This window comes from Leptospira selangorensis, assembly GCF_004769405.1.
Lineage (GTDB): Bacteria > Spirochaetota > Leptospiria > Leptospirales > Leptospiraceae > Leptospira_B > Leptospira_B selangorensis.
The window spans coordinates 377503-403218 of sequence record NZ_RQES01000005.1 but is presented as its reverse complement, the minus strand read 5'-3'; the positions used below and the strand labels follow the sequence as shown (position 1 = coordinate 403218).

The 25716-nt window shown below is 40.0% G+C and carries 26 protein-coding genes; 15 read left to right on the top strand and 11 right to left on the bottom strand.

Annotation, left to right across the window (positions count from 1 at the left end):
* Positions 1 to 103 precede the first annotated feature (103 nt).
* Positions 104 to 2698, top strand: a complete 2595-nt coding sequence (locus EHO58_RS03505; RefSeq protein WP_135627712.1) for a response regulator — start codon at positions 104 to 106, stop codon at positions 2696 to 2698.
* Between the two features lie 97 nt (positions 2699 to 2795).
* The gene (locus tag EHO58_RS03500) at positions 2796 to 4118 is read left to right on the top strand and encodes a formylglycine-generating enzyme family protein (protein ID WP_135678640.1); all 1323 of its coding nucleotides are present in this window, start codon (positions 2796 to 2798) and stop codon (positions 4116 to 4118) included.
* Between the two features lie 7 nt (positions 4119 to 4125).
* Here EHO58_RS03500 and EHO58_RS03495 read toward each other — a convergent pair whose 3' ends face one another.
* Positions 4126 to 4923 carry an SDR family oxidoreductase gene (locus EHO58_RS03495; RefSeq protein WP_135627714.1) on the bottom strand — a complete coding sequence of 266 codons (798 nt, stop codon included), beginning with the start codon at positions 4921 to 4923 and terminating at the stop codon, positions 4126 to 4128.
* 116 nt (positions 4924 to 5039) lie between these two features.
* Here EHO58_RS03495 and EHO58_RS03490 point away from each other — a divergent pair, with 116 nt between their 5' ends.
* The 4 genes from EHO58_RS03490 to EHO58_RS03475 are packed head-to-tail and all read left to right on the top strand — an operon-like array spanning position 5040 to position 8977.
* A complete protein-coding gene (locus EHO58_RS03490) occupies positions 5040 to 5672 on the top strand; it encodes a DUF2889 domain-containing protein (protein ID WP_135678638.1) in 633 nt (210 codons plus the stop codon).
* A complete protein-coding gene (locus tag EHO58_RS03485; RefSeq protein WP_135678636.1) occupies positions 5669 to 6853 on the top strand; it encodes a M23 family metallopeptidase in 1185 nt (394 codons plus the stop codon). Before EHO58_RS03490 ends, EHO58_RS03485 begins: the two co-directional genes overlap by 4 nt.
* A 34-nt stretch (positions 6854 to 6887) precedes the next feature.
* A complete protein-coding gene (locus EHO58_RS03480; RefSeq protein WP_135678634.1) occupies positions 6888 to 7910 on the top strand; it encodes an AEC family transporter in 1023 nt (340 codons plus the stop codon).
* The gene (locus tag EHO58_RS03475) at positions 7880 to 8977 is read left to right on the top strand and encodes an ankyrin repeat domain-containing protein (RefSeq protein ID WP_135678633.1); all 1098 of its coding nucleotides are present in this window, start codon (positions 7880 to 7882) and stop codon (positions 8975 to 8977) included. Before EHO58_RS03480 ends, EHO58_RS03475 begins: the two co-directional genes overlap by 31 nt.
* On the opposite strand, the gene EHO58_RS03470 is transcribed toward EHO58_RS03475, so the two are convergent.
* Both EHO58_RS03470 and EHO58_RS03465 read right to left on the bottom strand, forming a co-directional pair.
* Positions 8978 to 9538, bottom strand: a complete 561-nt coding sequence (locus EHO58_RS03470) for an LOG family protein (RefSeq protein WP_208728720.1) — start codon at positions 9536 to 9538, stop codon at positions 8978 to 8980.
* Between the two features lie 70 nt (positions 9539 to 9608).
* Positions 9609 to 9860, bottom strand: a complete 252-nt coding sequence (locus tag EHO58_RS03465) for a cation transporter dimerization domain-containing protein (protein WP_135678631.1) — start codon at positions 9858 to 9860, stop codon at positions 9609 to 9611.
* Between the two features lie 135 nt (positions 9861 to 9995).
* Here EHO58_RS03465 and EHO58_RS03460 point away from each other — a divergent pair, with 135 nt between their 5' ends.
* Positions 9996 to 11249, top strand: coding sequence for an LA_2444/LA_4059 family outer membrane protein (locus tag EHO58_RS03460; protein WP_135678629.1), 1254 nt, complete (start codon positions 9996 to 9998; stop codon positions 11247 to 11249).
* Positions 11250 to 11302: 53 nt separating this feature from the next.
* On the opposite strand, the gene EHO58_RS03455 is transcribed toward EHO58_RS03460, so the two are convergent.
* A complete protein-coding gene (locus EHO58_RS03455) occupies positions 11303 to 11821 on the bottom strand; it encodes a DUF6580 family putative transport protein (RefSeq protein ID WP_135627722.1) in 519 nt (172 codons plus the stop codon).
* 170 nt (positions 11822 to 11991) lie between these two features.
* Here EHO58_RS03455 and mazG point away from each other — a divergent pair, with 170 nt between their 5' ends.
* Positions 11992 to 13191: a nucleoside triphosphate pyrophosphohydrolase gene (mazG, locus tag EHO58_RS03450; RefSeq protein WP_135678627.1), complete on the top strand. Its 1200-nt coding sequence runs from the start codon at positions 11992 to 11994 to the stop codon at positions 13189 to 13191.
* A 101-nt stretch (positions 13192 to 13292) separates the two neighbouring features.
* Positions 13293 to 14138: a response regulator gene (locus EHO58_RS03445; protein WP_208728679.1), complete on the top strand. Its 846-nt coding sequence runs from the start codon at positions 13293 to 13295 to the stop codon at positions 14136 to 14138.
* Between the two features lie 4 nt (positions 14139 to 14142).
* Here EHO58_RS03445 and EHO58_RS03440 read toward each other — a convergent pair whose 3' ends face one another.
* The 6 genes from EHO58_RS03440 to EHO58_RS03415 form a co-directional block, all read right to left on the bottom strand.
* Complete coding sequence (locus tag EHO58_RS03440) at positions 14143 to 14775, bottom strand: hypothetical protein (RefSeq protein WP_135627724.1); 633 nt, start codon at positions 14773 to 14775, stop codon at positions 14143 to 14145.
* A 22-nt stretch (positions 14776 to 14797) separates the two neighbouring features.
* Entirely contained in the window at positions 14798 to 15994 is a 1197-nt protein-coding gene (locus tag EHO58_RS03435; RefSeq protein ID WP_100722563.1) for an NADP-dependent isocitrate dehydrogenase, read from the bottom strand.
* Between the two features lie 68 nt (positions 15995 to 16062).
* Positions 16063 to 16638, bottom strand: a complete 576-nt coding sequence (locus tag EHO58_RS03430; protein WP_135627725.1) for a hypothetical protein — start codon at positions 16636 to 16638, stop codon at positions 16063 to 16065.
* Between the two features lie 135 nt (positions 16639 to 16773).
* Positions 16774 to 17127: a VOC family protein gene (locus tag EHO58_RS03425; protein ID WP_244241047.1), complete on the bottom strand. Its 354-nt coding sequence runs from the start codon at positions 17125 to 17127 to the stop codon at positions 16774 to 16776.
* A 10-nt stretch (positions 17128 to 17137) separates the two neighbouring features.
* A complete protein-coding gene (locus tag EHO58_RS03420) occupies positions 17138 to 17470 on the bottom strand; it encodes a hypothetical protein (protein WP_135627727.1) in 333 nt (110 codons plus the stop codon).
* 16 nt (positions 17471 to 17486) lie between these two features.
* On the bottom strand, positions 17487 to 18020 hold the full coding sequence (locus EHO58_RS03415; protein ID WP_135627728.1) for an RNA polymerase sigma factor: 534 nt from the start codon (positions 18018 to 18020) through the stop codon (positions 17487 to 17489).
* A gap of 284 nt (positions 18021 to 18304) precedes the next feature.
* Here EHO58_RS03415 and EHO58_RS03410 point away from each other — a divergent pair, with 284 nt between their 5' ends.
* Positions 18305 to 18739 carry an LIC_13246 family protein gene (locus tag EHO58_RS03410; protein ID WP_135678626.1) on the top strand — a complete coding sequence of 145 codons (435 nt, stop codon included), beginning with the start codon at positions 18305 to 18307 and terminating at the stop codon, positions 18737 to 18739.
* A 51-nt stretch (positions 18740 to 18790) separates the two neighbouring features.
* Positions 18791 to 19942, top strand: a complete 1152-nt coding sequence (locus EHO58_RS03405; RefSeq protein WP_135678624.1) for a hypothetical protein — start codon at positions 18791 to 18793, stop codon at positions 19940 to 19942.
* Positions 19943 to 19958: 16 nt separating this feature from the next.
* Here EHO58_RS03405 and EHO58_RS03400 read toward each other — a convergent pair whose 3' ends face one another.
* Complete coding sequence (locus tag EHO58_RS03400; RefSeq protein WP_135678623.1) at positions 19959 to 21740, bottom strand: apolipoprotein N-acyltransferase; 1782 nt, start codon at positions 21738 to 21740, stop codon at positions 19959 to 19961.
* 113 nt (positions 21741 to 21853) lie between these two features.
* Between EHO58_RS03400 and murA the strand changes: the two genes are divergently transcribed.
* The 4 genes from murA to EHO58_RS03380 are packed head-to-tail and all read left to right on the top strand — an operon-like array spanning position 21854 to position 25696.
* Entirely contained in the window at positions 21854 to 23152 is a 1299-nt protein-coding gene (gene murA, locus EHO58_RS03395; RefSeq protein ID WP_135678621.1) for a UDP-N-acetylglucosamine 1-carboxyvinyltransferase, read from the top strand.
* Entirely contained in the window at positions 23149 to 23802 is a 654-nt protein-coding gene (locus tag EHO58_RS03390) for a 4Fe-4S dicluster domain-containing protein (RefSeq protein WP_135678619.1), read from the top strand. The genes murA and EHO58_RS03390 overlap by 4 nt, the downstream gene beginning before the upstream one ends.
* Positions 23799 to 24980, top strand: coding sequence for a SpoIID/LytB domain-containing protein (locus EHO58_RS03385; protein WP_135678617.1), 1182 nt, complete (start codon positions 23799 to 23801; stop codon positions 24978 to 24980). Before EHO58_RS03390 ends, EHO58_RS03385 begins: the two co-directional genes overlap by 4 nt.
* Positions 24977 to 25696 carry a hypothetical protein gene (locus EHO58_RS03380; RefSeq protein WP_135678615.1) on the top strand — a complete coding sequence of 240 codons (720 nt, stop codon included), beginning with the start codon at positions 24977 to 24979 and terminating at the stop codon, positions 25694 to 25696. The genes EHO58_RS03385 and EHO58_RS03380 overlap by 4 nt, the downstream gene beginning before the upstream one ends.
* Positions 25697 to 25716 lie beyond the last annotated feature (20 nt).

Sequence of the window (25716 nt, the reverse complement as noted above, 5' to 3'; positions counted from 1 at the left end):
CAAAATCCCGAAAAAAGCTTGTTGAAAGACCTATGTACGTGTAATAAATTTGGAAGCCTTTTTGAAATCATTTTAACGTTTCGAAAGTACTAGAACGTCCTTCATGAAATTTTCCTTTTTAGAAAAAATCAAAGAAAAATCCCAATTCTTGCAATGGAAAGTGCTGATCGGTTTTTTCTCTCTTACCTTATTATTGATCATCGCAAGTTTGATCAGTTTGTATGGAATGATAGAGCTGAAGGACTCCGGAGTAATGATAGAACATACATTTACGGTCATCGAAGAGATCGACCAATGTAAAAGTATCACTAGAGAGATTGGGATCGCACAAGCTTATACAGAAGACGCAGCCTCAGATAATACTAGATCTTTGTTCTCCAACTTAAAAAGCGAGATTAAGATCCTTCAAAATCTCACCAAGGACAATCAGATCCAACAAGTAAGGATCCAGGGAATTTCTAACCTGATTGTAACTGCGGAAAAACAACCCGGCTCTTTCGAATCCAAAAAAGGGATTATATTAATAGAGATAGCAGAGCTACTCAATAATATGCAGGAAGAAGAGTTAAGACTTCTGAATAGCAGAAATGCCACGAATTCTTTGAGAGGAACTAGGGTCGCTTATTCACTACTTACTTTAGTTATAGTTTCTTTTCTGGTAGTAGGTTACGGTTCCTTTGCGGTCCAAAAAGATATCAAAGAAAAAAGAAGAATCACTGATAGATTGATCGAAAGTGAGTCCAGGCTTCTTTCCATTTTGGACAATCTACCTTCCGCGTTTTGTATGATGGATCTAGAGGGAAGAGCTCTATTCCATAACCAAGTATTCGCAAACCGATTTTTAGGAAGTAAAGATAAAAGACAGGACATGGGCCTGGAAAATCTTTTTGGAAGTGAAAAGGCAGAGTTCATTTCCACCGTAATTGCAAAATCCTTAGACAAACAGGGTCCTTTAGATTTCGAACTAGACCTAGTCGTTTCCGAAGAAGAAAAAACTTTTTACTGTGTGATCGTTCCTTTAGTGGACTTAGAGGGAGAAGTTTACTCAGTCTGCGGATTATTCACAGATATTTCCGTTCGCAAAAACTACGAACATGATCTCAAAAAAGCAAAAGAAGAAGCAGAAAAGGCGAACCGTGCCAAATCGGAATTTTTGGCGATGATGAGTCATGAGATCAGAACTCCTATGAACGGAGTGATCGGAATGACCGAATTATTGATAGATTCCAATCTGAATAAGGAACAAAAAGAATACGCTGAAATTATTCAAAAAAGCGGGGAAAGCCTACTCAATATCATCAATGATATTTTAGATTATTCTAAAATTGAATCCGGGACCCTTTCTCTGGAAATCAGGGAATTTTCCGTCATCGAAACTATCGAAGAAGTTTTGGATCTATTCAGGTCTCGTGCCGCCCAGAAGCAAATCGATCTGGTCTATTATCTGGATCCGAATGTTCCGGATCGAATCTTATGCGATAGTCTCCGTTTAAAACAGATCTTTATCAACCTGATCGGAAACGCGTTAAAATTCACCGAGCAAGGTGAGATCTTTTTATCTGCAGAAGTTTCTAAATTAGAGGGTAATTTATATACGATCTTATTTGCGATCAGAGACACCGGGATCGGGATTCCGGATGAAAAACAAAAGGAATTGTTCCAGCCATTCTACCAAGTTGATACATCTTCTACCAGAAGATACGGGGGAACAGGGCTTGGGCTTTCTATTTCTTCTCGATTGATTGAAATGATGGGTGGAGTCATCTGGGTAGAAAGTGAATTGAATATCGGAACAACCTTCTCCTTTTATATCCAGGTAGAAGGCAATAATCAAGCAAAGGTCAAAGAAAAAGCGGCAAATTCGGAATTAGAGAACAAGAAAGTTCTTATACTCGATGATAATCCTACTAACCTCAGGATCCTTGCATACCAACTGCAAATTTTAGGACTTATAACCTTCTCCGCTAAATCAAAAGAAGAAGCATTTAACTTACTCGATCTGGACATTATGCCTGACCTCGGCATCTTAGATTATAATCTTCCTGGAAGTACAGGATTAGAGATCGCTCAGGAAATTCGCAAAAGAAATTTTCATTTTCCATTAGTGCTTCTATCTTCTTCTTTCCTAGATCCAAAAGATAAGGAAACTGCCGGAGAATTATTCTCTGGAGAATTGAGTAAACCGGTTAAGAAAAAAGATATAGAAATGATCGTAACTGAAATTTTAGCGGAGGGTGGGACTAAGGCAAAGGCGAATACCAGATCTTCTTATCTCGCTAGCCAAAAAGAAATTTTAAGTTCTCAATTTCCTTTTAAGATCATGGTAGCAGAAGATAACGAGATCAATCAAACCCTTGCAAAAAGGATTATCCAAAAATTAGGATATGAACCGTTTATCGTTCCGAATGGAAAAGAAGCTTTGATCGCTCTCAGAGAAAGGAAAATCAATCTGATCTTTATGGATGTTCATATGCCTGAGATGGATGGGCTGCAAGCAACTCAGGTCATTCGGAATACTTGGCCTGTAGAATCCCAACCTTATATCATTGCAATGACTGCGGCCGCAATGCAAGGAGACAGGGATCTATGTATTCGAGCCGGAATGAACGATTATATCTCTAAACCAATCGTATTCGAAGAGCTGGTCCACGTAATGAGAAAAGCCGGGAATACACTCTTTCCTAAGTCCAAGGCCTAAGCTCTAACTCCGGTTTCTGTCAATTCCACGCGATAAAAAACCGTCCAAAAATCCGCAATTTCTGCCGATCTTTAAGTTTAGAGGATCTCACTCTTCCATGTCCAGGACCAGAGCAATTATATTCATCTCATTCTGTTTGGTTTTTCTATTTTCGGAAACCGGGACAAGCCAAGAAGAAAAGGAAGCCACATCTTCATCTTCTGATACAAGGAAAACAGTTCTTTGGACTGGAGAAGTTCTTTCAGTTTATAGAAACAAAGGAAAGGCAAAGATCAAGATAGGTAGGAACTCCTACTTTTCAGAACGTTCTGAAGAAGAGATCAAAGGTATATTGAGCGAAAAACCGAATCTACCTTTATTCAGAAAACCTAAAATGGAAGAAATAGGCGCCTTCCAAGTGGAGAATATAGAAGTAGAATTTGGAAAAGTGGGAAAACTCACCAAACCTGTTTCCATAGAACTTAGAGGAAGTTTCTCCGTAGCAGAAGGTAAACCTGCCAGATTGATCAGCGTAGGACTTTTAATAGGTGCTTACGGAGAAGAAACATTCTACCAAGATCCTTCCAAATTTGATGCTACTGACGTAGTCAGAAATCGTTTAGCTAAAAACATTCTTCATCCAAAAGACGGAAAAGAAATGGTGCTCGTTCATACAGGCTACGAATCCAACGGGAAAATTTTATACGAACATATGGGATATTTCCTATACGGACAAGGTTCCGATCCTGGAGACGATAGTTATAATCCTAAGTTCGGAGTTCCTGATAGAAGTAGCCTGGAAGAAATTTCGTCCTTTTACATTGATAAATACGAAGTCACAAACAAAGAATATAATAAATTCTTAAAAGAAACGGGCAATCCTTCTCCTCCTCATTGGGAAAACGGAAATTTTCCTAGAGGAAAAGAATACCATCCTGTCACCAACCTTACCTACAGAGAAGCGGAAGCTTATTCCAAATGGGCCGGTAAAAAAATCCCAACCGAATGGCAATGGGAGAAAGCGGCGAGAGGAACAGGACTTATTTGGAGATTATTGAAAGACGAGAGTTACGAATTTATCTCCCAACCACAAGACTATCCTTTCGGAAATGAATTCGATTCTGCACTTTGTAATACCAGAGAAGGTGGAAGCAAAGGAACAATATCCGTGTTTGAACTTCCTTCCAAAGGCCAAAGCCCTTACGGTGCAATCGGAATGTGCGGTAATGTAGCAGAATGGACCAGCTCTTCTTATATACCTTATCCAGGACATAGACCAAACTCCGGAAGATTTGGAAAACATCTAAAAGTGATCCGAGGCGGGTCTTATTCCGGAACCAAAGAAGAAGCAAAAGTTTACGCAAGAGACTTCGGAGGAATTCCGAATCTATTGAATGATAGAAAAGCGGGTCTCAGGCTGATCACAGAGGTGAAAAACTAAAACTTTATTAAGAAATCCTAACTCTAACTAAAATTTTATCCAAAGTTTTAGGAGAGATCCTACTTAGTAGATAACCGAATTTCTCCTTCAACTTAGAAGGAATGATCTCTCGCTTTCTTTTCTCAATTCCTTTTAAGATCTTTTTGGCCACTACCTCAGGATCTAATCCATTTTTCTGACCTTCATCCATAATCCCATGAGGAGTTCCATCTCCTCCTAATGCCTTAATTGAAATTTCCGTTTTTACAAAACCAGGGCAAACACTCATAACATGGATCCCGGTTTTCAGGTTTTCCAAACGGATACTGTCCATAAATCCTTGCATCGCATGTTTGCTTGCTGCATATCCGGATCTTAATTGAGTAGCGTACTTTCCCTGTATAGAAGATACGGCGATCACATGTCCTTCACTTTGACGAAGATCTGATTCAAGTAAACGATACAATAAGACCAAGGGAAAATAATTCGTGTCCATAATTGCTCTGAAAATTTTCAGATCCGTTTCTGCCGCGGTTCCTCTCATGGAAATTCCGGCATTATGAATGAAGCCGTCTACTCTCTTGAATTTTTTTCGAAATTCTTCGACCGCCTTTTTCAGATCGGATTCAGACATTACATCCGCTTGCATAACGAAAATTTTATCCGGATTGGAAGCCGAATTTTTCAGATCCTTTAAAGCCTCTTTTCTGCGAGCGATCACGCCCACATAGGCTCCTTCCTTTTCCAACTCAATAGCTAAAGCTCTGCCTATCCCTGAGCTTGCTCCCGTGACTAAAAAAACCTTATCCTGAAAAAAAGACTCCATCCCAAAATCCGTAAAGTAGGTAGAAGAATAGGTAAGAATGCTAAAAAAGCAAATCAAAACAGCGTAAAATCCTTTCAGGTCTATCTCTTAGGGAAAAAAAGGAACCAGGAGAATGTATGGCGCTTTCCCAATTAAAACAAAAGATCAGATACAAAGACTGCGGTTTCCAGCGTAGGTACGAAAGTAGATACTATTGGTTTCCGGAAGAAAGTCCTCCTAGCTGCCTGATAGAAGTCAGCCAAAGAGATCCTTATCATGACATGACTTTGTACATGTTAGTGAACTTAGCCACAATGAAAATTATGGACTTAGATGTGGAGGAGGACAGGGTTCCTTATGAAACCTGCCCTCATGCGATCAAAACGTATTCTTACCTGATCGGAGAAGATATATCGTATAATAAAATTATGAGAAAATTTCCCGAAGATAAAACGATGGGTTGTCTTCATATAAATGAACTTCTACAAAATGCCGCCCAAAGTTTTTCTTCTGCGTATGCGTTCTTTTTAAAGGAAAGAAATTTCCCGGCGGAATGGGACGAGTATAGAATGTACCAAGGCAACTTAGATCCGAAATCCAGAAGAGAGATCGGAAGGCATTGGTGGATGAAAGACAAGGGTGTTCGAAATTCTTGTTATAGTTTCTCTGACAGACATGAAACTCCCGACTTGAAACAGCAGGTGAAACCTCTTGACAGTATCACTTCTTTAATGGTAAAAGAATTCCGCAACGCCAGAGGAGCAGGATGATCCGAAGTTTTGCGACATTTATTTTATTCATTTGGTTTTGCCCGGTATTTGCGGATACCAACCAAAACTGTGATAAAAAAAATATCTGTTCTTCGATCGAAACGGAGAACGACGAAACTTCAGTTTATCTCCAAGCTAAAAATCTAATCCCAGGGACCCATATCACTGTATATACTGCAATCGAAGGTCCTAATATAGAAACGGAACCTCAAAGCCCGATCTCTTTTGTATTAAACGATTCGGATAAGAAGAAGGTACTGACATTCAAAAAGAAAGAGAACACGGAAGCTCCTGTCTCGGTAGCAGTATTGGCAGTGGCCTATTACGGAGACTTATCCGCAAAACATGACGAAACTTATGTATATACTCTTCCTTACGAAGGAAAGTCTTGGATCTCCATTGGTTATAATAGCGGAGAAGAACATAAAGGTGGAGGAGCCTATTCACTGGACTTTGTACTTCCGGAAGGAACTCCACTTTTAGCAGCCAGAGATGGGATCGTAGTAGAAACGGAAGATAAATTTACGGAAGGAAGAAGGGACCCTAAACTCATCGATAAAGCAAATCGTATCGTAATAGAACATTCGGACGGAACAGTAGCGATCTACGGACATCTAAAACCCAAAGGTGTACTGGTAAAGCCTGGAGATAAGGTTGTCGCGGGACAAAAAATTGGACTCTCCGGAAATACAGGATTCAGCACCGGACCCCATCTACATTTCGAAGTTTATAAGCCGGAAGAGAATCGTAAGAAAAAAAGTTTTGCTACATTATTCAAAACCGAATCGGAAGAAAAAGAATATCTGAGTGAGGAAAATGCTTACTGGACTCCGGACGGAAAAACTCCTCCAGGATTTCCGATCACAAATATAGAAGAATTTTGTATCAGCCATTCTATTCCGGATCCTGACAAACCTTTTTCCTGTTCCGATAAGATCCAAACAAAACGTAAGTTTTATCTTTCTATCCCGATCTACAAATCAGGGCCTTATACTTTTAAGGGGGAATTCATTTCTTTAAAAACAAAAAAAGTAAGTTTTACTTTTCAGGAAAAAATCCCTGGCGGGATCAACTTTGAAGCCTGGGAAATTCAACCTGTCCTGAGCGCCGGGAAGTATAAGATCAAATTTTATCTAGAAGAAAAAGAGATCGGGGAAAGATCATTACAAATCCTTCCTTGACCTAAATTCGATCTCAGGTGAAAAGGATCGATCCATGTCTAATTTTATCGTAATCGGACTTTGTTTTCTGTTCGGGATACTCATTCGAAGCAAAGGAAAGTTTCCTGCCGATTCACATAAAGTTATCAATTCGTTTATCATCAGCGTTTCCCTTCCTTGTATGGAGTTCGGACCTCTGCGTCATGCTTCTCTGGATGGGAACTTCTTAACATTCGCAGCAATGCCTTGGGTGCTTTTTGGATTCGGATTTTTATTTTTCAGCTTTTTCGGAAAACTACTGGATTGGAAAGAAAGTACAATCGTATGTCTTTGTCTTTCCGCCGGTCTCGGAAACACTTCCTTTTTGGGAATTCCACTAATAGAATCCTATTACTCGAAAGAGGGACTTCCTACAGTTCTGATCATAGACCAACTTGGGACATTTCTAACTCTTGCTATTCCTGGAACTTATTTAGGAACGAAGGTAAGGCATGCACTCCAATCCCCGGAAACCAAGTCCTCTCTTTGGAAAACATTATTCACGTTTCCTCCATTTATAGCATTACTGGTTTCTCTGGCTTCTCGTCCTATTTCGGTTCCACCGGAACTTGAATCCGCAATCTCAAAGATAGGAGATACCCTCATCCCGCTTGCTCTTTTTTCAGTCGGATACCAACTTCCTGGGACCATTCGGATCAATTCCGAAGAACCAAATGCCGAAAATCCCAAGAGGGAATCAGACGATTCTTTTAGGATAAGAGTTCCTTTGTTATTCGGCTTAATATTTAAACTTATAATCGGCCCTATCTTAGTCTGGCTTTGTTTCGGAACATTCTTCCATTATTCGGAGAAGAATATAGGCGAAAATTTTCTTAGAAACTTTAAGATCCTAATCATGGAATCTGCAATGGCTCCCATGATCACGGGAAGTCTTCTCGCTGCAGAATGGGGACTTTCACCTAGATTAGCTGTTTCCCTAGTCGGAATTGGAATACCGCTTTCTTTTCTAACGACCTTAGGATTGTATTACCTCCTGGAGAATCTGGCGTGGACTGGAACGATCTTTTTCGGGCAGTAAAAACAGGTAACAACGGAACACTTCGCGCCTTATTGTCTGAGGCAGCGACAAGAGATGGTTTCGCAGAAGAATTTCCTGAACTCAGAGATTCTTACGGCTGCGGACTTTTGTACTGGGCCATCAAAGAAGGAAATAAAGAAGCCACAAATCTTTTAGTAGAGTACGGTTCCGATCCGAACGAGACAAGCTCCAGAGGAGAAACTGCGCTACTTCTCGCATTAGAATCTGAGAATACGGAACTCACCACTATACTCTTGGATTATGGTGCAGATCCTGAACTCAGAGATATGGATGGAAACACTCCATTAACAAGAGCGATCAGTTCCGGGACACTAGAATTGGTAGAGATCTTATTCGATCTACCAAATCATCCACCTGATATAGAATCCAGAAATGGAGAAGGTTATTCTCCTCTTCTACTCGCGGTGGACATGGGCCATTTAGAGATCGCGGAATATCTGGTTTCAAAAGGTGCAGATCCTAAAAAGAAAAACTCCGAAGGCCGGACAATTCTTCACCTCACCGCATTACATAATGATTATGAGATATTAGATCTATTCTCAGAGAACAAAGAAGTACGTTCTTTAATGGAGAATAAGGACCAAGACGGAAATACTCCTCTTCTTCTTTCCGCTTTATATGATAGTGTAGAATGCCTGGAAAGATTACTGAATCTTGGCGCCGATCCTTTGGCCAAAAATCTAAGCGGTAAAACTGCTAAAGAAGAAGCTGATAGAATGAAATTCCATCATACTTTAAAAGTCATAAATAAGGCCACGCTCACTTTATTGTTCAGAGCTTCTTCCGAAGGAAAAACGGAAACAGTGGAAAAAATCCTAAGCAATGGTTACGAAGCAGAAGTCCGTGATATGCTCGGTCGCACTCCATTACTCCTCGCTGTAAAATCAGGAAAAACGGATCTGATCGAATTATTAGTGAAAAATGGAGCTTCTCCTTATTCTACGGATAAGGAAGGAAACTCTCCTTTAGCTCTTGCAGAAGCTTCTGAAAGCCCTGCTCTACATCAGATATTTAAGCAATTCCTGAATCCGGAAGAAGGAAAATAACTAGATCCTACTTCTTTTGATGATCTTTTCAAAAAGTTCTTCGGGATCCGCGCTAACTTCTAACCATTCTCTTGTTTGAGAATCTAAGAAACCTTCTTCTACCATATGATCTAATTGTTGTAATAGTGGATCAAAAAATCCGTTTACATTCAATATTCCGATCGGTTTGGAAAGAACTCCAAGTTGATTCCAAGAAGTAACTTCTACCAATTCTTCTAAGGTTCCGATCCCACCCGGCAAAGCGATAAACGCTATGGACTTTTCGTACATGAGAAGTTTTCTTTCGTGCATGGTTGGGACTAAGATCAGTTCCGTGATTTCTTTATGAGCGATCTCTTTGCTGGAAAGAAACTCGGGAAGTACGCCGATTACGGACCCGCCTTTTTCTAAAACAGAATCGGCAACCGCTCCCATCAATCCGGAGGTAGCTCCTCCATACACCAGCCCTATTCCTTCGGAGGCCATTAGATGACCTAAGAATACTGCGGCTTGGAGATAACGAGGTTCCTTTCCAGGTCTGGAACCGCAGAATACACAAATGGCTGGTTTCATCTGGGTCAGGATCGATTTTGAATTAGGTTTGGCAACCTGATTTGAGAGAAGGATCAGATCTTAAGGAAAGATTTTGGATCTATCCTTGGTTGGGATAAATAATGATCTCTGTATAAGGGAATTCTTGTTTTAGATCGTCTAGTAAAGATTCCAAGATCTTAGGATACTCCAAAGGATGAATGTCCTTTTTAAATTCCAATCTGAACTCAAGAAATTTCCTTTCTCCCTTGGATCTGGCTTTTAGATCATAGATCTTAGAAACCTGGGAGAACCGATCCGAGAGAATATTTTGGACGGTCTCTTTGTATTCATCCGAAAAATCGAAAGGCATACCTCAAAACTTTCGATTTTAGCAAAATACTTCCTCCCTTTTTTCATTCTTCCTATAAAAAAGAATTGGAGTCTTGCGTCCAAGATACTTAGTCTTTCCGTTTACGAAGCTACGCGAAATACTTAGAGGTAGACCTTGCAGACTTTCCTGAAACTTTCCGCATCCTTATTCTTAGGCATTTTTTTATTTGTCTCCGGCCCTATATATTCCCAGGGCAAATTACCAGATCCGGATGCCTTGGAAAAAGAAGCAGACGAGTTGGAATACCAAGCCGGTAAATCCCAGGTCCAAGCCGAGAGAAGAAGGCTTGCATTACTCGCCGCAGAAAAGAGAAAGCAAGCGGTTGATATCCGAAACGAACTTCATGACCAAGAATTATCCAAACCTTATAGCAGGCCTACCTTAGATATCCAATTCGCAGCATTACAATCCACTTGGGAATCCGAGGTATTAGCCAGACAAAAAAATATCGGGGTCAACAACTACAACACAATCCTGTCTACGGTAGGCGCTTATCAAAATGCACAAACCACTGCAGCAGGTGCAGGAGTAAATCCGAACCTTCTAAATGATAGCATCACTAGTTATTCCAGCCCCCAAGGGAATACTAAGACTGCGTTTCCGATCAAACTTTCTTATCTGAATACAGCCAAAACTTTCGGAATAGAATTCAATTATTTAGATCTAAAAATCAGACCTTCTTACACAACTGTAGACACCGCTTCCGTATTATCCGCACTTGCCCCTGTTCAATATCATTCCGTTCAATACAGAAGATTAGATTATTCTTTGAACTTTGCTTGGTATATGCAAACCGCAACCGGAAGGATCGGCGTAGCAGTAGGAGCAAGAAACTTAGATATCACATCCAGTGAATACGGAGTAATCCCGGGAAATTATGGATTTGGAAAATCAGAAGAAAAGGCGGGAGGATTAGGTCCTCAGATCGGAGTACGGATCTTTAAAAATTTCAACGCATCCTTGTTGGGACATTTTAAAGCGGATTATTTCAGGACCTTAGGACATTATAATAGGAACACTCAAGGAGTGTTGAACGGGATCACTGGACCCTATATTCTAGACACTGCTCCTCCAGGTGGACTGAAAGAGAACTTGCTCAGTAGAACCGGATACGAAATCGATTTTGGTCTTTCTCTACTCAGAAGCCGTTGGCTAAAATATACTTTAGGATTCCAATACACCGAATTGATTTCTAAAGTTTCCGGTTATAATTATAACGCGAATGTTTTTCCCGGGGCACCAGGCGATGCTCTGTTTCTAAATCAGGTTTCCAAACCTTTAGATCAGTTCTCTACAGGCTCAGCCTTACGAAAAGAAGTGCATGATAAATTCTACGGAATTTATTTAAGTTTAACTTTGACTATCTAAGATAAAAGAAGAATCGAAAGCGCCGCAAGAAGTGCGGCGCCTATTAGAGGAAATTAAGCTGCTTGGGTAGAAGCTACAAATCCGTTCTTTTCCAATAGATAATAGGAACCGAACAGAACGGAAACATAAGTAAAATCTCCGAGTAGGCTGTATTTGAAGAAAGGAATCGCAGCAATATAACATTCTACTAATCCTTGTGTGTTCAAAGTATACATTCCGGAAGTTAACCAAACGAAGAAGTTGGTGATCACGAAGAATGAAACAGAACCTGCAAGACCGGCAATCGCCAAAGATCCAAGACCTAAACGATCTTTGATCTTCATTCCTACGATCGCATACACAACGAACAATCCGTAAATCACTGGGATCATATCGTGAAGACCGATCACTAGGTCGCTGATCAGCATAATTCCCAAAGGAAGAGCGATCGCTAACCAACGGTTAGAGAAATAAACCCCAGCGAAAATAGAAATCGCCAAAACCGGAGTGAAGTTCGGTAAGTGAGGAAGAAAACGACTGAGAACCGCAAATACAAGTAATGCGAAAGCTACCAAATTTTTAGATAGTGACATGTTCTTTCTGGTATCCTTTTACCCAATTTTAGCATAAGAACTCTAAATTGAAAAGTACTTAGATTTAAACAGGGATTTTCGGATAGGATGTTAGGATAAATCCCCCAGTCAATCTTCATTTCCGGGAAAAAGGCTGGGAATTCGGAATCGAAAATCGAGCCTAGTACTTAATGAAAGCTCCCGATCCGAAAGACTATCAAAACTCGATGGCATTTCTCCAAGACATAACTTCTAAACTTAGAAGTCCGGAAGGTTGTCCTTGGGATAGAGAGCAAACACATTCTACCTTAGTCCCTTATCTAATCGAAGAATCCCAGGAAGTGGTAGAAGCAATACTCAAAGGGAACGACGAGCATACTAAGGAAGAATTGGGAGATTTATTATTCCAAGTGGTCCTTCATTCTCAAATCGCATCTGAAAGAGGTGTATTCGGTTTAGAAGAAGTGGCCAAAGACGTAGCGGAAAAACTTGTGCTACGACATCCTCATGTATTCGATCCTGAAACAAAAGATATCTCTTCCGCAGACGAGGTGGTTGCAAATTGGGATCTGTTTAAAGAGAAAGAAAAACAACTCAGGCAAAAAACTTCCAAACCTAAATCCATTTTATCCGAAGTCCCGGAAACATTCCCTTCACTATTAAAGGCGGAAAAATTCCAGAAGAAGGCGGCCAAAGTAGGTTTTGATTGGGAAGATATAAAAGGTGTAGAAGAAAAACTGAATGAAGAATTGCAGGAGTTCCTAGACGAGATCAGAGGAATTTCGGATCCTTCTTCCAATCAAATCAGAATAGAAGAAGAATTGGGAGATCTACTTTTTACGATAGTTAATCTTGCAAGAAAGCTAGGAGTTTCTGCGGAATCATCTCTTACTCGAACTAATATAAAGTTTAAACATAGAATAGAATATATAGAAGCTCGACTCGGAGAATCGGATCGTAAGTTTTCTGAAACTCCTTTAGATGAGTTGGAAAAACTCTGGAACCAAGCAAAGAACGGGCTCCAAAAACAAACCCAAAACCCATTGGAAGAAAAGCAGGTCCAGGTATCAGAACTGATCCGTGGACTTTCTTCTTTTATCATCTGGAAACAAATCCCTGAAACAGATTGGCCTAAAACTTATAGTTTTTCCTACAAATCAAATGAGTATTCTTTAGTATTCTCGGCATTCGGGTCTATGACAGTATTACCAAGTGCAGATCCCTGGGGCAGAAAGGCGCAACCGATCTTCTACCTAAATCTATCTGAAAAGAATCCTGGAACTTGGGAAGATTTGTCTGGAAATTCCTATAAAACTCAGGAAGATATTTACGAGGCAATCTTAGTGTCGATACAAGAGTATCATAAGGCAATTTCAGATAAAGAAGAGTGATCCGTTATGGGATACAGCGTTAATAATTTATTTAATAAATTTCCTTAATAAAGACACGGATTTTCCAATCTAGATCGAAAGTTCTATCCGTCTCCATAACCATGAACGCAAACCAGGAAATACCATACCAAGGCGACCTAAAAGAGGGTGCCGGTTTGCCTTCTGAAAAGTTTAAAATATTAATCGTAGATACGAGCAAGGTCATACTTGAAATTATCTCCTCCGAGTTCTCCTCATCCTTATTCGAGGTTAAAAAAGTATCTCTTATGGAAGAAGCAGCGCAACTTGCCAGAGAGAACAAATTCGATCTAATCACTTTGGGGATCCATTTAGAAGGTGGAACAGGCTTTGATCTTTGCAGGGAGATCAGAAGTAAAACTAAGAAGGAAAAATTCGCATCATCCGGAGCTAGGATCATATTCGTTACCTCTGATTTTACGGAAGAAAATAGGATGATCGCTCATAACGCGGGAGCAGACGGTTTTATAGAAAAAACCCAAGAGTTGAGTTCTTTTCAATCCACGATAGAGGAGATCATAAAAGATCTAATAAAAGAGAAAAAGGAACCTTCTCAAAAGAACCCTAGTTTAGCAAAAAGGAAAGTGCTCATTATAGATGATTCCGAACTAAACCTAGTATTATTCAGAAGATTATTGGAATCAAAAGGTGCAGAAGTCCAAACCGCAATTTCCGGAAAACATGCACTCCAAATTTTGGAAGAAAATCCTCAGGATTTCCAAGCGATCTTTACTGATATGTACATGCCTGGAATGAATGGGAATGAACTCTGTAGTATCGTTCAAAAGAACCCAACATTTTCTCAAATAAGATTAGGGATTACTTCTGCGGCAGAAGAATCTTCTTTTACTCGGGACAAGATCCCAAGTGGTGTGGAATTATTTTCTAAACCGTACGATATGCAAGAGATCTGTAATTTTTTGAAATAAACGATTAGAGAAACTCGATCCCGACAATCACGTCCGGATGACATTCTCTTCTGATATCGCCTTCTATCTTTGGCAATTTAGAAAACCAAGTTTTGTTTTCGAATAATAGGTCGATCCAATAGAAGAACAAATTCGCTTCTCCCAATTCGTTTTGGATCTTAAGTTCCCCGAAATCTTTTTTAAGTTCGCCTATTCTTTCGAAAGTCTCTCCGTTTTTGGTCTTATAATGGATCTCCCAAGGTTCTGCTTTATAAGGAACCCCTTGGGAATTCGGTTTTCCTTGTACTAGTTTCCAGGCCTTGAGAAGGATCCTAGATACTTCTTCCAACTTTAAGGTTTTAGAATATTGTACATTCTCTCTCGTATGTTTGAATGAGAATTCTTTAGGTGCGGCTTTCCAAGTTCCGGTGATCGTTCTGCCATCACAAAAGAATGCCTTAACATTCGGACCGGAGTTTTGGTTACTCGAAGAATTGGAAGAAGTAGAAGCGTCCCCTCTCGCATCCAAACTTGGTTCGTTCGGAAGAGTTGGGTCCTTAGGTAGGCTGAGTTTTTGACCAAAAATCGGTGTGATCAAAAACAAAAAAAGAAGGAGCCGTAAATGGCTCCCTCTTCTGTTTGTGTCCTTAAATTTCACGGATAGAAATTCCAATCTTAGACTAAAGGCGTTTTTGGATAGCCTCCATAAACTGGAAGGTATCCAATTGTTTCGGGCCTTTGGTTGTGGTAAGTAGGACTAAGTCCTTGGTCATCTCTCCCGCTTGGATAGTGTCGATTACCGCCTTCTCCAATTTTTGAGCGAAAGCAACCACGTCAGGAGTTCCATCCAATTCCCCCCTCTTAGCCAAAGCTCCGGTCCATGCGAAGATAGAAGCTACAGAGTTGGTAGAAGTGGTTTCTCCTTTTTGATACTGACGGTAGTGACGAGTCACAGTTCCGTGAGCCGCTTCGTATTCGAATTTTCCGTCCGGAGAAACAAGAACAGAAGTCATTAGTCCTAATGATCCGAATCCGGAAGCCACCATATCGGACATCACGTCTCCATCATAGTTCATTAGAGCCCAAAGCATTCCGCCCGGGTTCTTAACGATCTGAGCAACAGCGTCATCGATTAAGTAGTACCAGTATTCGATTCCTGCAGCTTTTAGTTCTGCAGCTCTTTTAGTGGAAACTTCGTCGAAGATCGCACGGAAACGAGCATGGTATTTTTTAGAAATAGTATCTTTAGTCGCAAACCATACGTTGATCTTTTCAGAGATCGCATAGTTGAAACAAGCTTCTGCGAAGCTATAAATGGACTTGTCCAAGTTGAACTGTCCCATCACAACACCAGGTCCGTCGAAATCGTTAATGGTAACTCTTTCTTTTTCTTTCCCGTCTTTAGTTGTGAAAACGATCTCTACTTTTCCAGCTTCTGGAATATAAAGCTCAGTGTCTTTGTAAAGGTCACCGAATGCGTGACGACCAACAACGATCGGTTTTTCCCAGGATCTAACTCCGGAAGGAATATTATTTACGATGATCGGCTTACGGAAAACGGTTCCGTCCAAAATGGAACGAATGGTCCCGTTAGGAGACTTCCATTCTTTTTTGAGTTTGTATTCTACAACTCGGTCTTGGTTCGGAGTGATGGTAGCGCACTTAACGCCGACACCGTATTTTAAAATAGCATTAGCGGAATCTACAGTAACCTTATCGTCGGTTTTGTCACGATATTCTACGCCTAGATCATAATAATCTAATTCTATATCAAGATAAGGATGAATGAAACGATCCTTAATTTCTTTCCAAATTATACGTGTCATCTCGTCCCCGTCGAGTTCGACGAGAGGAGTTTTCACCTTAATTTTAGCCATTGGAATTCTCCTTAGAATGTCAGATGGATTGTAGGTTTAAACCTTAGGTTTTTCCATCTTCTAAGGACTTAGGACTTCGGGAAAGAAGGATTCTCCTTTATTTTCAAGATTCCGCTTCGGAGGTAGTATAGGTTTTGGGTGGAGAAGTAATTAATAGCAACCGGAAGGGAAACAATCCCAAGGACTGAAAAATAACGATATTTTAAAGGATCTTTTCCATCCAAACCCACGATGGACTTTTCTATACGTAAAAGTATCTTTTTCCAGCGTTCTAAGGTGGGAAGAAGAGAAGGATTACATCCTTCGAAATACAGACCTTCTGCGGAGCTAACGATTACATCTTTTAAATTGCTGGGAAGAGCCGGAGAACCGAAAAGGTCTCTTACTTTGACCAAGTCTTTTTCGACCTCGGACTCTGTTTGTCTCGGAATAGGAAGAATAGAACTGATTCCTAAGGAAACTGGAAGGGAAAGACGGAATAAAAAGTCGGAAGCGACTATGGAATTCAGATATCTTCGAATTGTTTCGCCCAACGCGTCGGTATGATCCAGCTGTGAATCGCTTAGATCCTTTACGGTTTGGATAGTGTACTGGCTGAGCTTGATCTTTTCTGTCCAGAACAGGCCCAGTAATTCCGTTTCCATGTGGGTAAAGAGTACATTTTTTGCTCGGCCTTTTTTGGCAATCTCTATCTTGAGATTCAAATTCTGTTCTTATTTACCACTTATGGGGAAAGGTTTGGTACCCAAGGAATAAACCCGTCCTAGGAAGATTAGGGTTTAGTCCTCTTCGCACATCAATTCAACCAGATAACCATCCGGATCTTGAAAATTCAGAAAAAGTGTCTTAGAAGATTTACGAACACCGTATTCTAATCTTTGAGAGAATAATCTTTGTTCGATCTCATGGAAACTTTTCGCATCTACTTTAATAGCAAAATCACATCCAGATCCGAATACGGGAGAAGCAGGATCATTCTTCTCTCCGTAAATCGCTATATTCGATTTTCCGATGCCAAGAACTTTCGCAGCCTTTTCGGTCTCCTCCTCTTGGGGGAGACCGAAAATTTCACGATAAAAATTCGCGCTTACTTCCGGATCACGGGAGGTGATACCGATATGATTTACTTCCATAAACATAATTTTACTCCCTTAATTCGCGATCGATTTGATCTAACTTCTGCTGAAGTTTGTGTCTCATCTTCTCTTTCATTCTACGTTTCCAATGTGCTCTTTCTCTATGACCGTGGTGATGACCATGACCAAACCAGTGTCCGCCTTTAAACAAAATATGTGAAAGAACGAACAAACCTAAAGCTTGCCAGTAACTGATTTGCTTGATCCCGAAAATATCAGGAAGCAGCCAGTTCCAAAGTTGACAAACCGCATAAGCCAAACCGAAAAAGAACAACGGCATAAAGAATATGATCAGAAAAAATTTCCCTAATCTATGTCTAAACTCGTCCGAACCGTGCATGGTTTTCCTCCAAAACTCAAAACTCTTCCAGAAAGAAAACCTTGAGGTCCTTCAAACGTTTTGCTAAAAAATCCTTAGCGTAAGATTTTCGTGCCGAGAGAGTTCCTTCTGGAATTCCGGTTGCTTCCGAAATTTCTCTGAAGGATTTTCCTTCGAACACGTTTTCAACAAACGCGGATCTTTGTTCTTCAGGGAGCTCTTCGATAGCGATCGCTAATTCCTGGAGCACAAGACTTCTGTAAAATTCCTTTTCAGGTCCTGCTGCTTTATCAGGGATTGCATCCTCTAAGAAAAACTCCTGCTCTAAACGAGTGTTAGAATACTTCCCCGCTTTTTTAAATCTGTACCAGTCCCCGACTTTATTGCGAAGAACCGCATACACATAAGCTAGAAGATATTCAATAGACCCAGCGGAATCCAGTTCAGTTACAGCGGTTAAAAAAGATTCCTGAAGAAGATCTTCCGCTTCTTCCGGATCCGCAACCCTGGAACGAACCCATGCTAGGATTCTATCTCTTTCCCGTCTGTATATCGTGTCCAAGGATCCCAATGTGTTTCTCTTTCCTTAAAGAGGTAGTTGTTGCAGTGGGATTTTCCTTGGATTTTTTTTATTAAGAATTGGTTTGAAACGGAAAAAAAATGATCCAAAAAGGAAAAATTCCGGACCAGAACCCATTCGAATTTAAAATGCTCCGCATAAAAACTCCTGAAGTTCGATTCAAAGGTCCCATGTGAGAAAGCTAAGTTTATCTCTTGGGTCCCATTTTTTTCCAAAACTCTAAATTTTTTTCAGCCATTTCCTTCAGCTAAAACCCGTTTTCCCGGAGGATTTTTATGAAGGTTAGAAAAAACAAAGATGTAGAGGAACATTTCGGTTGGATGAAATTAAAAACGGATCAATTGGGTTTTTTAGGAATTATACATTCCGTAAATAGGTTCTATGATTCTCTCCAAGGTTCTCAATCTAACGAACTGCGTTACTTCCGAAGAAAATTAGTAAGAACAGATTTTAGATATTCCAAAATTTTTATGAAGAAGTTCGGAGATTATGAATATCTGATCTATGCCCGGATAGAAACCGACGGAAAATCGGAGTCGGACTCTTGGATCCACGTAGACGGGATCAGAATGGAAAGGGACGAAATGAAAGCAAAAGGTGTGAAGGATCATCCTTCTTATGAGATCAGATGCTTAAGTGATATTTTCGAATCCTCCTGTGTACCGGCATCCAGATCGGAAGAGGATAAAATAGATTCTGATTGTAGTTAAGTTCAAAAATTGCTTGCCGGAGATTAAAACCAGGGTTAGGAATTGATCCCCATGTTTTTCTCATCCGAAAATCCTTCGGCGAACGATTGTTCTTTTAAACGATCTAAATCTATTCTTTCCAAATCCATTTTGGTCTTCTCCCTAATATTTTGCGCTTTAGGAGAATGGAAATTATCAGCAGACGAAACAAAGATCCAGGCCAGAAAAACAAACAAACACGAAATGGGATTTCATCCCTATGCCCAAGAAGGTTATTTCCAGGCCTGGAATTATTCTTATACGGATGATAAAACCTGGATCTTCGCAACATTCATCATAAGTAATCTAGGTCCAGGCACAAAAAACTGCGGAGTAAGCTTAGTCGTTTACGACAAAGAGAATGGAACCCAATTTTCCACCAGAGAATATTCTAAAGACGAACTCAAAGCAGAGAGCGGAAATCTAGAATTAGAAATTTATGATAGTTCTGTTTATAAAGGAGAAGGCGGCCCGGAGATAAAAATGATCACCGACACTGCCGAACTTGTTATCAGTTATAAAACCGGTTGGTCCAAAGCAGTTTCTCTTTCCGGAGGAAAGATACATCTACCTGAAAAAGATAGTTTTGTACAAGCGGACATGGCATTCTCTTCCGTTCCTGCAAAAGGATATTTGGTATTGAACGGTAATAGAATGGAGCTGAATGGAAGAGGTGGAATGGAACATCTTCTTACCAACTATGAAGTGTATAAATATAGCAGGCGTTGGGAATTATACCGCTCCATCAATAGTGCGGGAGAAAGATTATTTGCAGGCGGTTTTATCGGAAACGAAAACTTTCCGGGAGAAGAGGTCCGGACAGTAAGTGCATTGGATCCTTCGGGAAAAATGTTATTCTCCGCAAAAGTTTTGAAGTCGGAAGTTTTAGAATCGGAAACGGAACCTTTTTCAGGTTATCATTTACCGATCAAAGAAAAGTTTTATTTAGATGAAAGTGGTTCCTGCAGTTTAACTGTATCTCGAAAACATACCGTGGGACAGATCTATGTTCTTTCTAATATATCCGCAGTACTTAGATTCTTTGTGCGATTATTTTTTACGAAACCTTATCAGCTTTATTATATAACCGATTCTAAATTGGAATGCGCCCAAGTTCCGGAAGGAAATCTCCCGAAAGATAAAAACTTCCGGGGGATTTTTTCCTATTATCTGATCAATCCTTAGGCCCCAAATTTGCGACTTAAACTTCTGACTTTTTATTACGAAGCAATAGATTTCCGTAATATATCGCGGTCAGAACGATCATGATCCAAGGGATCAGGTTTCCATATAGAATATAAAAACCAGGAGGAGAATCGATCACCTGGATCTGTTGCCAACTGGTTTCCGCTTTCATAAGAGAGGTGGACTTACCTTCTATAAAATTTCCTAAATGATCCACGTAACCTGAGATACCCGAGTTAGTAGAACGAACCAGCCATCTTCTCCATTCAATCGCTCTCAATCTTCCTAACTCGAAATGTTGGTCACTTTCAGTAGTGGTCCCATACCATTTATCATTTGTAAGATTTGCGATGAATTGAGGATTTCCTGAGTCCTTAAACTTTCTAACAAACTCCGGAACAATCACTTCATAACAGATCAAAGGAAGAAATAGGCCTTCGTCTTTTAACTCCGTATGAGTCGGAGAATAATAATTTCTTACAAATTCCGCATCTAAACCTTCTGTTTTTTCCCAAGTAACCGGTAAAACAGTCTGAGGATTTTCTTTTGGAATATCAGAATAATAATGTAGAAGATCGAAAGATTCACCCGGATCGAACCTTCCAGTTTGGGGGCTCAGATCATACATGAACTCAAAAGGCATTGTTTCTCCGAACATTACCAAATATTGTTTTTGGTAAGCTTGCCTTCTCACTCCATTCGGATCATATACTACGTTATTATTAAAATATCTGAGATATTCTCTTCCAGAACTTTTGGTTTTATACGCCGCATCTATTTCATTAAAGAATACTGTAGCTTTATATCTATTCGCAAAAGAAACCATTAAGGAATCGAATCTAGGCCAATAGATACGATCTCCCATTCTGATCTTCAACAGTTCTCGGTTCGCGGAAAAATAAGGGATCCCCGCTTCCGGTAGAACGATGAGGTCCGGATTTTTACCGGCTCTTTGGACGGCATTCTCCACCATCTTGTCCATTCTACCCATTAGGTCTTCGATTACTTCTCTAGGAGATCTTCCTCTTTCATCTCGAATACTCATAGGAGCGTCCGGTTGGACTACGAGAACTTCTAATGTTTTAGTTGGAGTTACATTTTTCCATTTGAGATATAGAGTAGAACCAACAATCACAAAAAGAAGAAGTAACGCAATTGGTAAGGACCAGAATTTTATAAAATGAGATCTTTTATCTTTGGATCTTAAGATCTCAGGAAGATGTAACAGATTTGTTTCGAAGAGTGTATAAGAAATTACGAATACTAAGAATGAAAGTCCGTAAACTCCCGTGATCTCCACGGTTTGAGCGAGTATAATATTTCCCGCTGCCAAATTTCCCCAATACCAAGGAAATAATTGGTAACCGATCATATCGGCAGCCATTCCGCAGACTCCAGCTACCCAAACGCTATGTTTACCTGCTCTTCTAGAAAGAAAAGAGTAAGAAACTAAGAAGATGGGGAATTTTGCTCCGAACAAAACTCCTGCTAAAAGAAGAATGATAAATGCGAGAGGCCAAGGGAAATTCCCGAAGACCATTGCCATATGATGGATCCAATGGAATGCGATCGCATAGAAGAATACGCCAAATAGGAAACCGTATCCGACCAATCTCCAATATCTTCCGGAATATTTATGAGTGATCCAAAACAGACCGAAAGGTGCGATCCAAACTAAATGGCTGAGATAAAAAGGAGCGAAGGCTAAGAATGCAAAAGTCCCCAGCCAAAGAAAACAGAAGAAGTCGAAAAACAGTGTTTTTTGAAACTCTCTAAAACGATGTAAAAAAGAATCCATGGGTACCAACGTTGATCGGAAAAAAAACCTTTTGAGTCAATCTATTTAGGTCTTAGTGAAGTGCTTGCCGTAGGAGAAGGAGGCATGAGTATACCAATAACACTGGTCGAATCATGAGCTCTCCATATTTTAAAATTGTCGGTAAAAATCCTCTTCACGGAACTGTAATGCCCCAAGGGAATAAAAACGAGGCCTTACCTATTTTAGGCGCTGTTTGTTTAGTTCCCGGCGAAGTGATTATCGAAAATATTCCCCAGATCTCGGACGTTCTAATGCTCATGGACGTTCTACGCCATTTAGGAATGGAAGTAGAGGATAAGGGAGAAGGTACGTTTTTATTTCGTAATAATGGAGAACTAAAATCTGATCTTCCCGCAGAACTATGTTCCAAGATCAGAGGAGCTGTCACACTTGCAGGTCCTATTCTCGCGAAAACAGGAAGAGTATTTTTACCAAGACCGGGTGGAGACAAGATCGGCCGCAGAAGAATGGATACTCATCTTCTCGCACTCCAAGCACTCGGAGCTCAGATAGAAGTATTTCCAGACGGTTACGAAATCAAAGGTGATAGACTCCGGGGCACGGACCTTCTCATGGATGAGGCTTCCGTGACTGCTACAGAAAACGCAGTCATGGCGGCAGTACTTTCAGAAGGTGTTACCATCTTACGTCATGCGGCTAGCGAACCGCATGTGCAAAGGCTTTGTAAATTTTTAGTTTCTGCTGGAGCAAAAATTTCAGGGATCGGTTCTAATATCCTTACTATTGAAGGTGTAAGCTCCTTAAAAACTCCTGAAAAACCACATAGGATCGGATCCGATTATTTAGAGATCGGAAGTTTTATCAGCCTAGCCGCAGTCACCGGTGGAGAAATTTTTATCGGAGATGTGGAACTGGAAGATATCCGGATGATCCGCATGGTATATTCTCGCTTAGGGATAGAAGTTCGCCCTCAAGATGGAGGCATCTTGGTTCCTTCTGACCAAAAAATGGAAATCATTCCGGACTACCATGGAGCCACTCCAAAAATAGACGATTCTCCTTGGCCTGGTTTTCCAGCGGATATGACTTCAGTTGCGTTAGTTACTGCTACACAATGTAAAGGAACAGTTCTAATTCACGAAAAAATGTTCGAATCTAGATTGTTCTTCGTAGATAATATAATCTCGATGGGCGCTCAAATCATACTCTGTGATCCGCATAGAGCAATCGTTATCGGACCGAATCGTCTTTATGGACAAAAAGTAGCAAGTCCAGATATCAGAGCCGGAATGGCAATGATCATCGCGGCGCTTTGCGCAGAAGGTACAAGCTCTATCCATAATATCGTACAGATAGACAGAGGATTCCAAGACATAGATACTAGACTTAGATCTCTAGGCGCTCATATTGAGAGGATAGGTGAAGAATGAACCGAAAGGACTTCTTCCGGAAAGGCTTAGCAAAAGCTTTTTCCGTAATGGAAGAAGGCGTTAATGAAATTTCTGAGACCTGGAAAACTGCTGTAGAAGAAGATAAAAAAGCAGAACCAAAAAAGGCCGCGCCTAAAAAAACTCAGATCAAGGTTCCAAAACCTAAAACTGTAAAAAGTAAATTTAAAGGTTTTAGGAATTTACAATTTCCTCCCGGAGCAGACGCAAAAGGAAAACGATTCTTTTCGAAGTGTACTGCATGCAGTGATTGTATCTACGCTTGTCCTTATTCAGTTCTCTTTCCGGTGCCTGACGATAAAACAGGCAAACATTTTCCTCATATGGATGTAAATCTGAATGCATGTATGTTGTGCAAAGATTATCCATGTATCTCTGCTTGCGAGACAGGCGCACTTTTACCTTATAAAGAAAATCAATCTCCTAAATTCGGAAAGGCAAAAGGTTTCTTCCAACATTGTATCAATTCCAGAACCGGAGAAAAAACCTGCGAAACATGTGCGATCACTTGCCCTATTCCAAATGTAGTCCAATTTAAAGGAAACAAACCCAGTTTCTCGAATGATTGTGTTGGCTGCGGCTTATGTGTTTCTTCTTGTCCTACATTTCCTAAGGCAATCCAAGTACAATGAGTCACATTTCCAGACTTGCTGGTTTGGGTTTTCTATTTTTATTCTCTAATTCTTTAATTGCAGATCAAATCCCAAATAAGATCAAAATCGGAATTTTATCTAAGTATTCTCCTGATACAATCCATATCATTGCAAAAGGTTCCAGAATACAATATTCAGGTAAAAATAGTTTAGAAAAAGATAAAACGATTTCGATCCGCGCAGAAGAAGATCAAATCAGAATTATAGACGGAGCCAATAACTCAAGATCCGAACATATCTTATTTTCGGGCGGAGAATACAAACTCGAAGTTCCGAAAGACCAAACTCCTAAAAAATACCGAGGGGATCTTGAAATCAGTTCTTTGAAAGGAAAACTAAAACTCATACTTACGGTTCCATTAGAAGAATATGTAGGGATTGGAATGGCCTCAGAATTCGGAGACTTATTTTATCCTAAAGAAGAGAAAAATCCAAACTCAAACTGGAAGAAAGAATACTCAATTGCCGCATCTGCAATGATCCGTTCTTATGCGCTCGCAAACTTGGGAAGACATTCTAAAGAAGGTCACGATCTTTGCGATCTAACTCATTGCCTACAGTTTTCAGGAAAATTGAAAAAGGAGAATATAAACTTCTCCCCATCTAAAAAAATACTTCTGCAAAATAAATCTGGAAAAGTGTTAGAGACATTTTTTCATTCTACCTGCGGAGGAAATTTATCTTCTCCTTCCGTTCTTTGGAAAAATTTTAAAAATCCACAATATTATAGATCCGGCTCCGATACAAACGGCAGAGATATTCAATGTAAAAATTCTCCATACTTCTCTTGGGAAACTTTTATCTCAAAAGAAGAATTAGAATCTGCCTTAGAAACAAAACAAATCACTGAATTAGATCCCAAGTATTCCGAATCCAGAGTAATATCCTTAGAATATAAAGATTACTCTGGAAAAAAGAATATCCAAGCATCTGAATTCTTATCTAAAATCGGTAAAAAATTGGGCTGGAATAAAACCAAGAGTAACGATTTTAAGATAGAAACAAGTGCTCGAGGATTTTATTTTAAAGGAAAAGGATTCGGACATGGGATCGGTCTTTGCCAATACGGAGCAAGAGAAATGGCGTTTAGAGGAACAAAATCGGAAGAGATACTTCGTTTTTACTTTCCAGGCGCGGAACTAAGGCAAATCCCTTGAGATCTATTCTTTCTACATTTATATTATATCTATTTTTTATAATACTCTTCTTTGAAACCGTACACAGCCAAGCAGCAAAAAGAAAAGTAGAAGGATTTGAATTTTACTTTTTAGATGACTGGAGCAAAGAAAGAAATCCCGAAAAATTACTCGAAACATTTGCAGAAAAATTCATAACTGAGATCCGGTCAGAATCGGAAAGACTAGAAAGAAGAATCCCTCAAGATGCTCAAATTTTTGTCACAGAAAACTCTGAGGTTTTCAGAAAATATTCAAGTCAACCTGGAACTACCGCAGCGTTCTATTCTCCGGTAAGTAACAAATTCTTTTTTCAAAATCCGGAGAGTTTAGCTAAAAGAGGAATTTTAGATACGGTGGTCAAACATGAGATCTGCCATTTTTTAGCTCCAGAATCTAAATCTGAAACTTCCTTTTGGATGCAGGAATCTTATTGTGAATCTTTGTATCCTACGAATCCAAGACCGACATCTCAGGATCTAAAGTTTCCTTGGAGCTGGGAAAAATTCGACGAAGAATGTGCAAAGGAGATCCATACAAGAAATGGATCTAAAAAAAAGATCTTATACCAGAAACTTTATCTCTGGGGTTCCTGGCTTTTAAAAACAAAGGGAGAAGCAAGATTTCGGGCCTTTCTCGAGGCCCCTAATCCGGAAATCCAAAACATATATTCACAATTTGTAAAGTCGAGATATTGATTTTACGAAGTGAATGTCGT

What these genes read in the sequence shown, in the direction of transcription:
- EHO58_RS03400 (WP_135678623.1), bottom strand. Translation starts at nt 21,740, where the DNA reads ATGGATTCTTTTTTACATCGTTTTAGAGAGTTTCAAAAAACACTGTTT.
- EHO58_RS03445 (WP_208728679.1), top strand. Translation starts at nt 13,293, where the DNA reads ATGAACGCAAACCAGGAAATACCATACCAAGGCGACCTAAAAGAGGGT.
- EHO58_RS03390 (WP_135678619.1), top strand. Translation starts at nt 23,149, where the DNA reads ATGAACCGAAAGGACTTCTTCCGGAAAGGCTTAGCAAAAGCTTTTTCC.
- EHO58_RS03455 (WP_135627722.1), bottom strand. Translation starts at nt 11,821, where the DNA reads ATGTCACTATCTAAAAATTTGGTAGCTTTCGCATTACTTGTATTTGCG.
- EHO58_RS03500 (WP_135678640.1), top strand. Translation starts at nt 2,796, where the DNA reads ATGTCCAGGACCAGAGCAATTATATTCATCTCATTCTGTTTGGTTTTT.
- EHO58_RS03490 (WP_135678638.1), top strand. Translation starts at nt 5,040, where the DNA reads ATGGCGCTTTCCCAATTAAAACAAAAGATCAGATACAAAGACTGCGGT.
- EHO58_RS03410 (WP_135678626.1), top strand. Translation starts at nt 18,305, where the DNA reads ATGAAGGTTAGAAAAAACAAAGATGTAGAGGAACATTTCGGTTGGATG.
- EHO58_RS03430 (WP_135627725.1), bottom strand. Translation starts at nt 16,638, where the DNA reads ATGGAAACGGAATTACTGGGCCTGTTCTGGACAGAAAAGATCAAGCTC.
- EHO58_RS03485 (WP_135678636.1), top strand. Translation starts at nt 5,669, where the DNA reads ATGATCCGAAGTTTTGCGACATTTATTTTATTCATTTGGTTTTGCCCG.
- EHO58_RS03420 (WP_135627727.1), bottom strand. Translation starts at nt 17,470, where the DNA reads ATGCACGGTTCGGACGAGTTTAGACATAGATTAGGGAAATTTTTTCTG.
- EHO58_RS03425 (WP_244241047.1), bottom strand. Translation starts at nt 17,127, where the DNA reads ATGGAAGTAAATCATATCGGTATCACCTCCCGTGATCCGGAAGTAAGC.
- EHO58_RS03495 (WP_135627714.1), bottom strand. Translation starts at nt 4,923, where the DNA reads ATGGAGTCTTTTTTTCAGGATAAGGTTTTTTTAGTCACGGGAGCAAGC.
- EHO58_RS03505 (WP_135627712.1), top strand. Translation starts at nt 104, where the DNA reads ATGAAATTTTCCTTTTTAGAAAAAATCAAAGAAAAATCCCAATTCTTG.
- EHO58_RS03405 (WP_135678624.1), top strand. Translation starts at nt 18,791, where the DNA reads ATGTTTTTCTCATCCGAAAATCCTTCGGCGAACGATTGTTCTTTTAAA.
- EHO58_RS03465 (WP_135678631.1), bottom strand. Translation starts at nt 9,860, where the DNA reads ATGCCTTTCGATTTTTCGGATGAATACAAAGAGACCGTCCAAAATATT.
- mazG (WP_135678627.1), top strand. Translation starts at nt 11,992, where the DNA reads ATGAAAGCTCCCGATCCGAAAGACTATCAAAACTCGATGGCATTTCTC.
- murA (WP_135678621.1), top strand. Translation starts at nt 21,854, where the DNA reads ATGAGCTCTCCATATTTTAAAATTGTCGGTAAAAATCCTCTTCACGGA.
- EHO58_RS03435 (WP_100722563.1), bottom strand. Translation starts at nt 15,994, where the DNA reads ATGGCTAAAATTAAGGTGAAAACTCCTCTCGTCGAACTCGACGGGGAC.
- EHO58_RS03480 (WP_135678634.1), top strand. Translation starts at nt 6,888, where the DNA reads ATGTCTAATTTTATCGTAATCGGACTTTGTTTTCTGTTCGGGATACTC.
- EHO58_RS03385 (WP_135678617.1), top strand. Translation starts at nt 23,799, where the DNA reads ATGAGTCACATTTCCAGACTTGCTGGTTTGGGTTTTCTATTTTTATTC.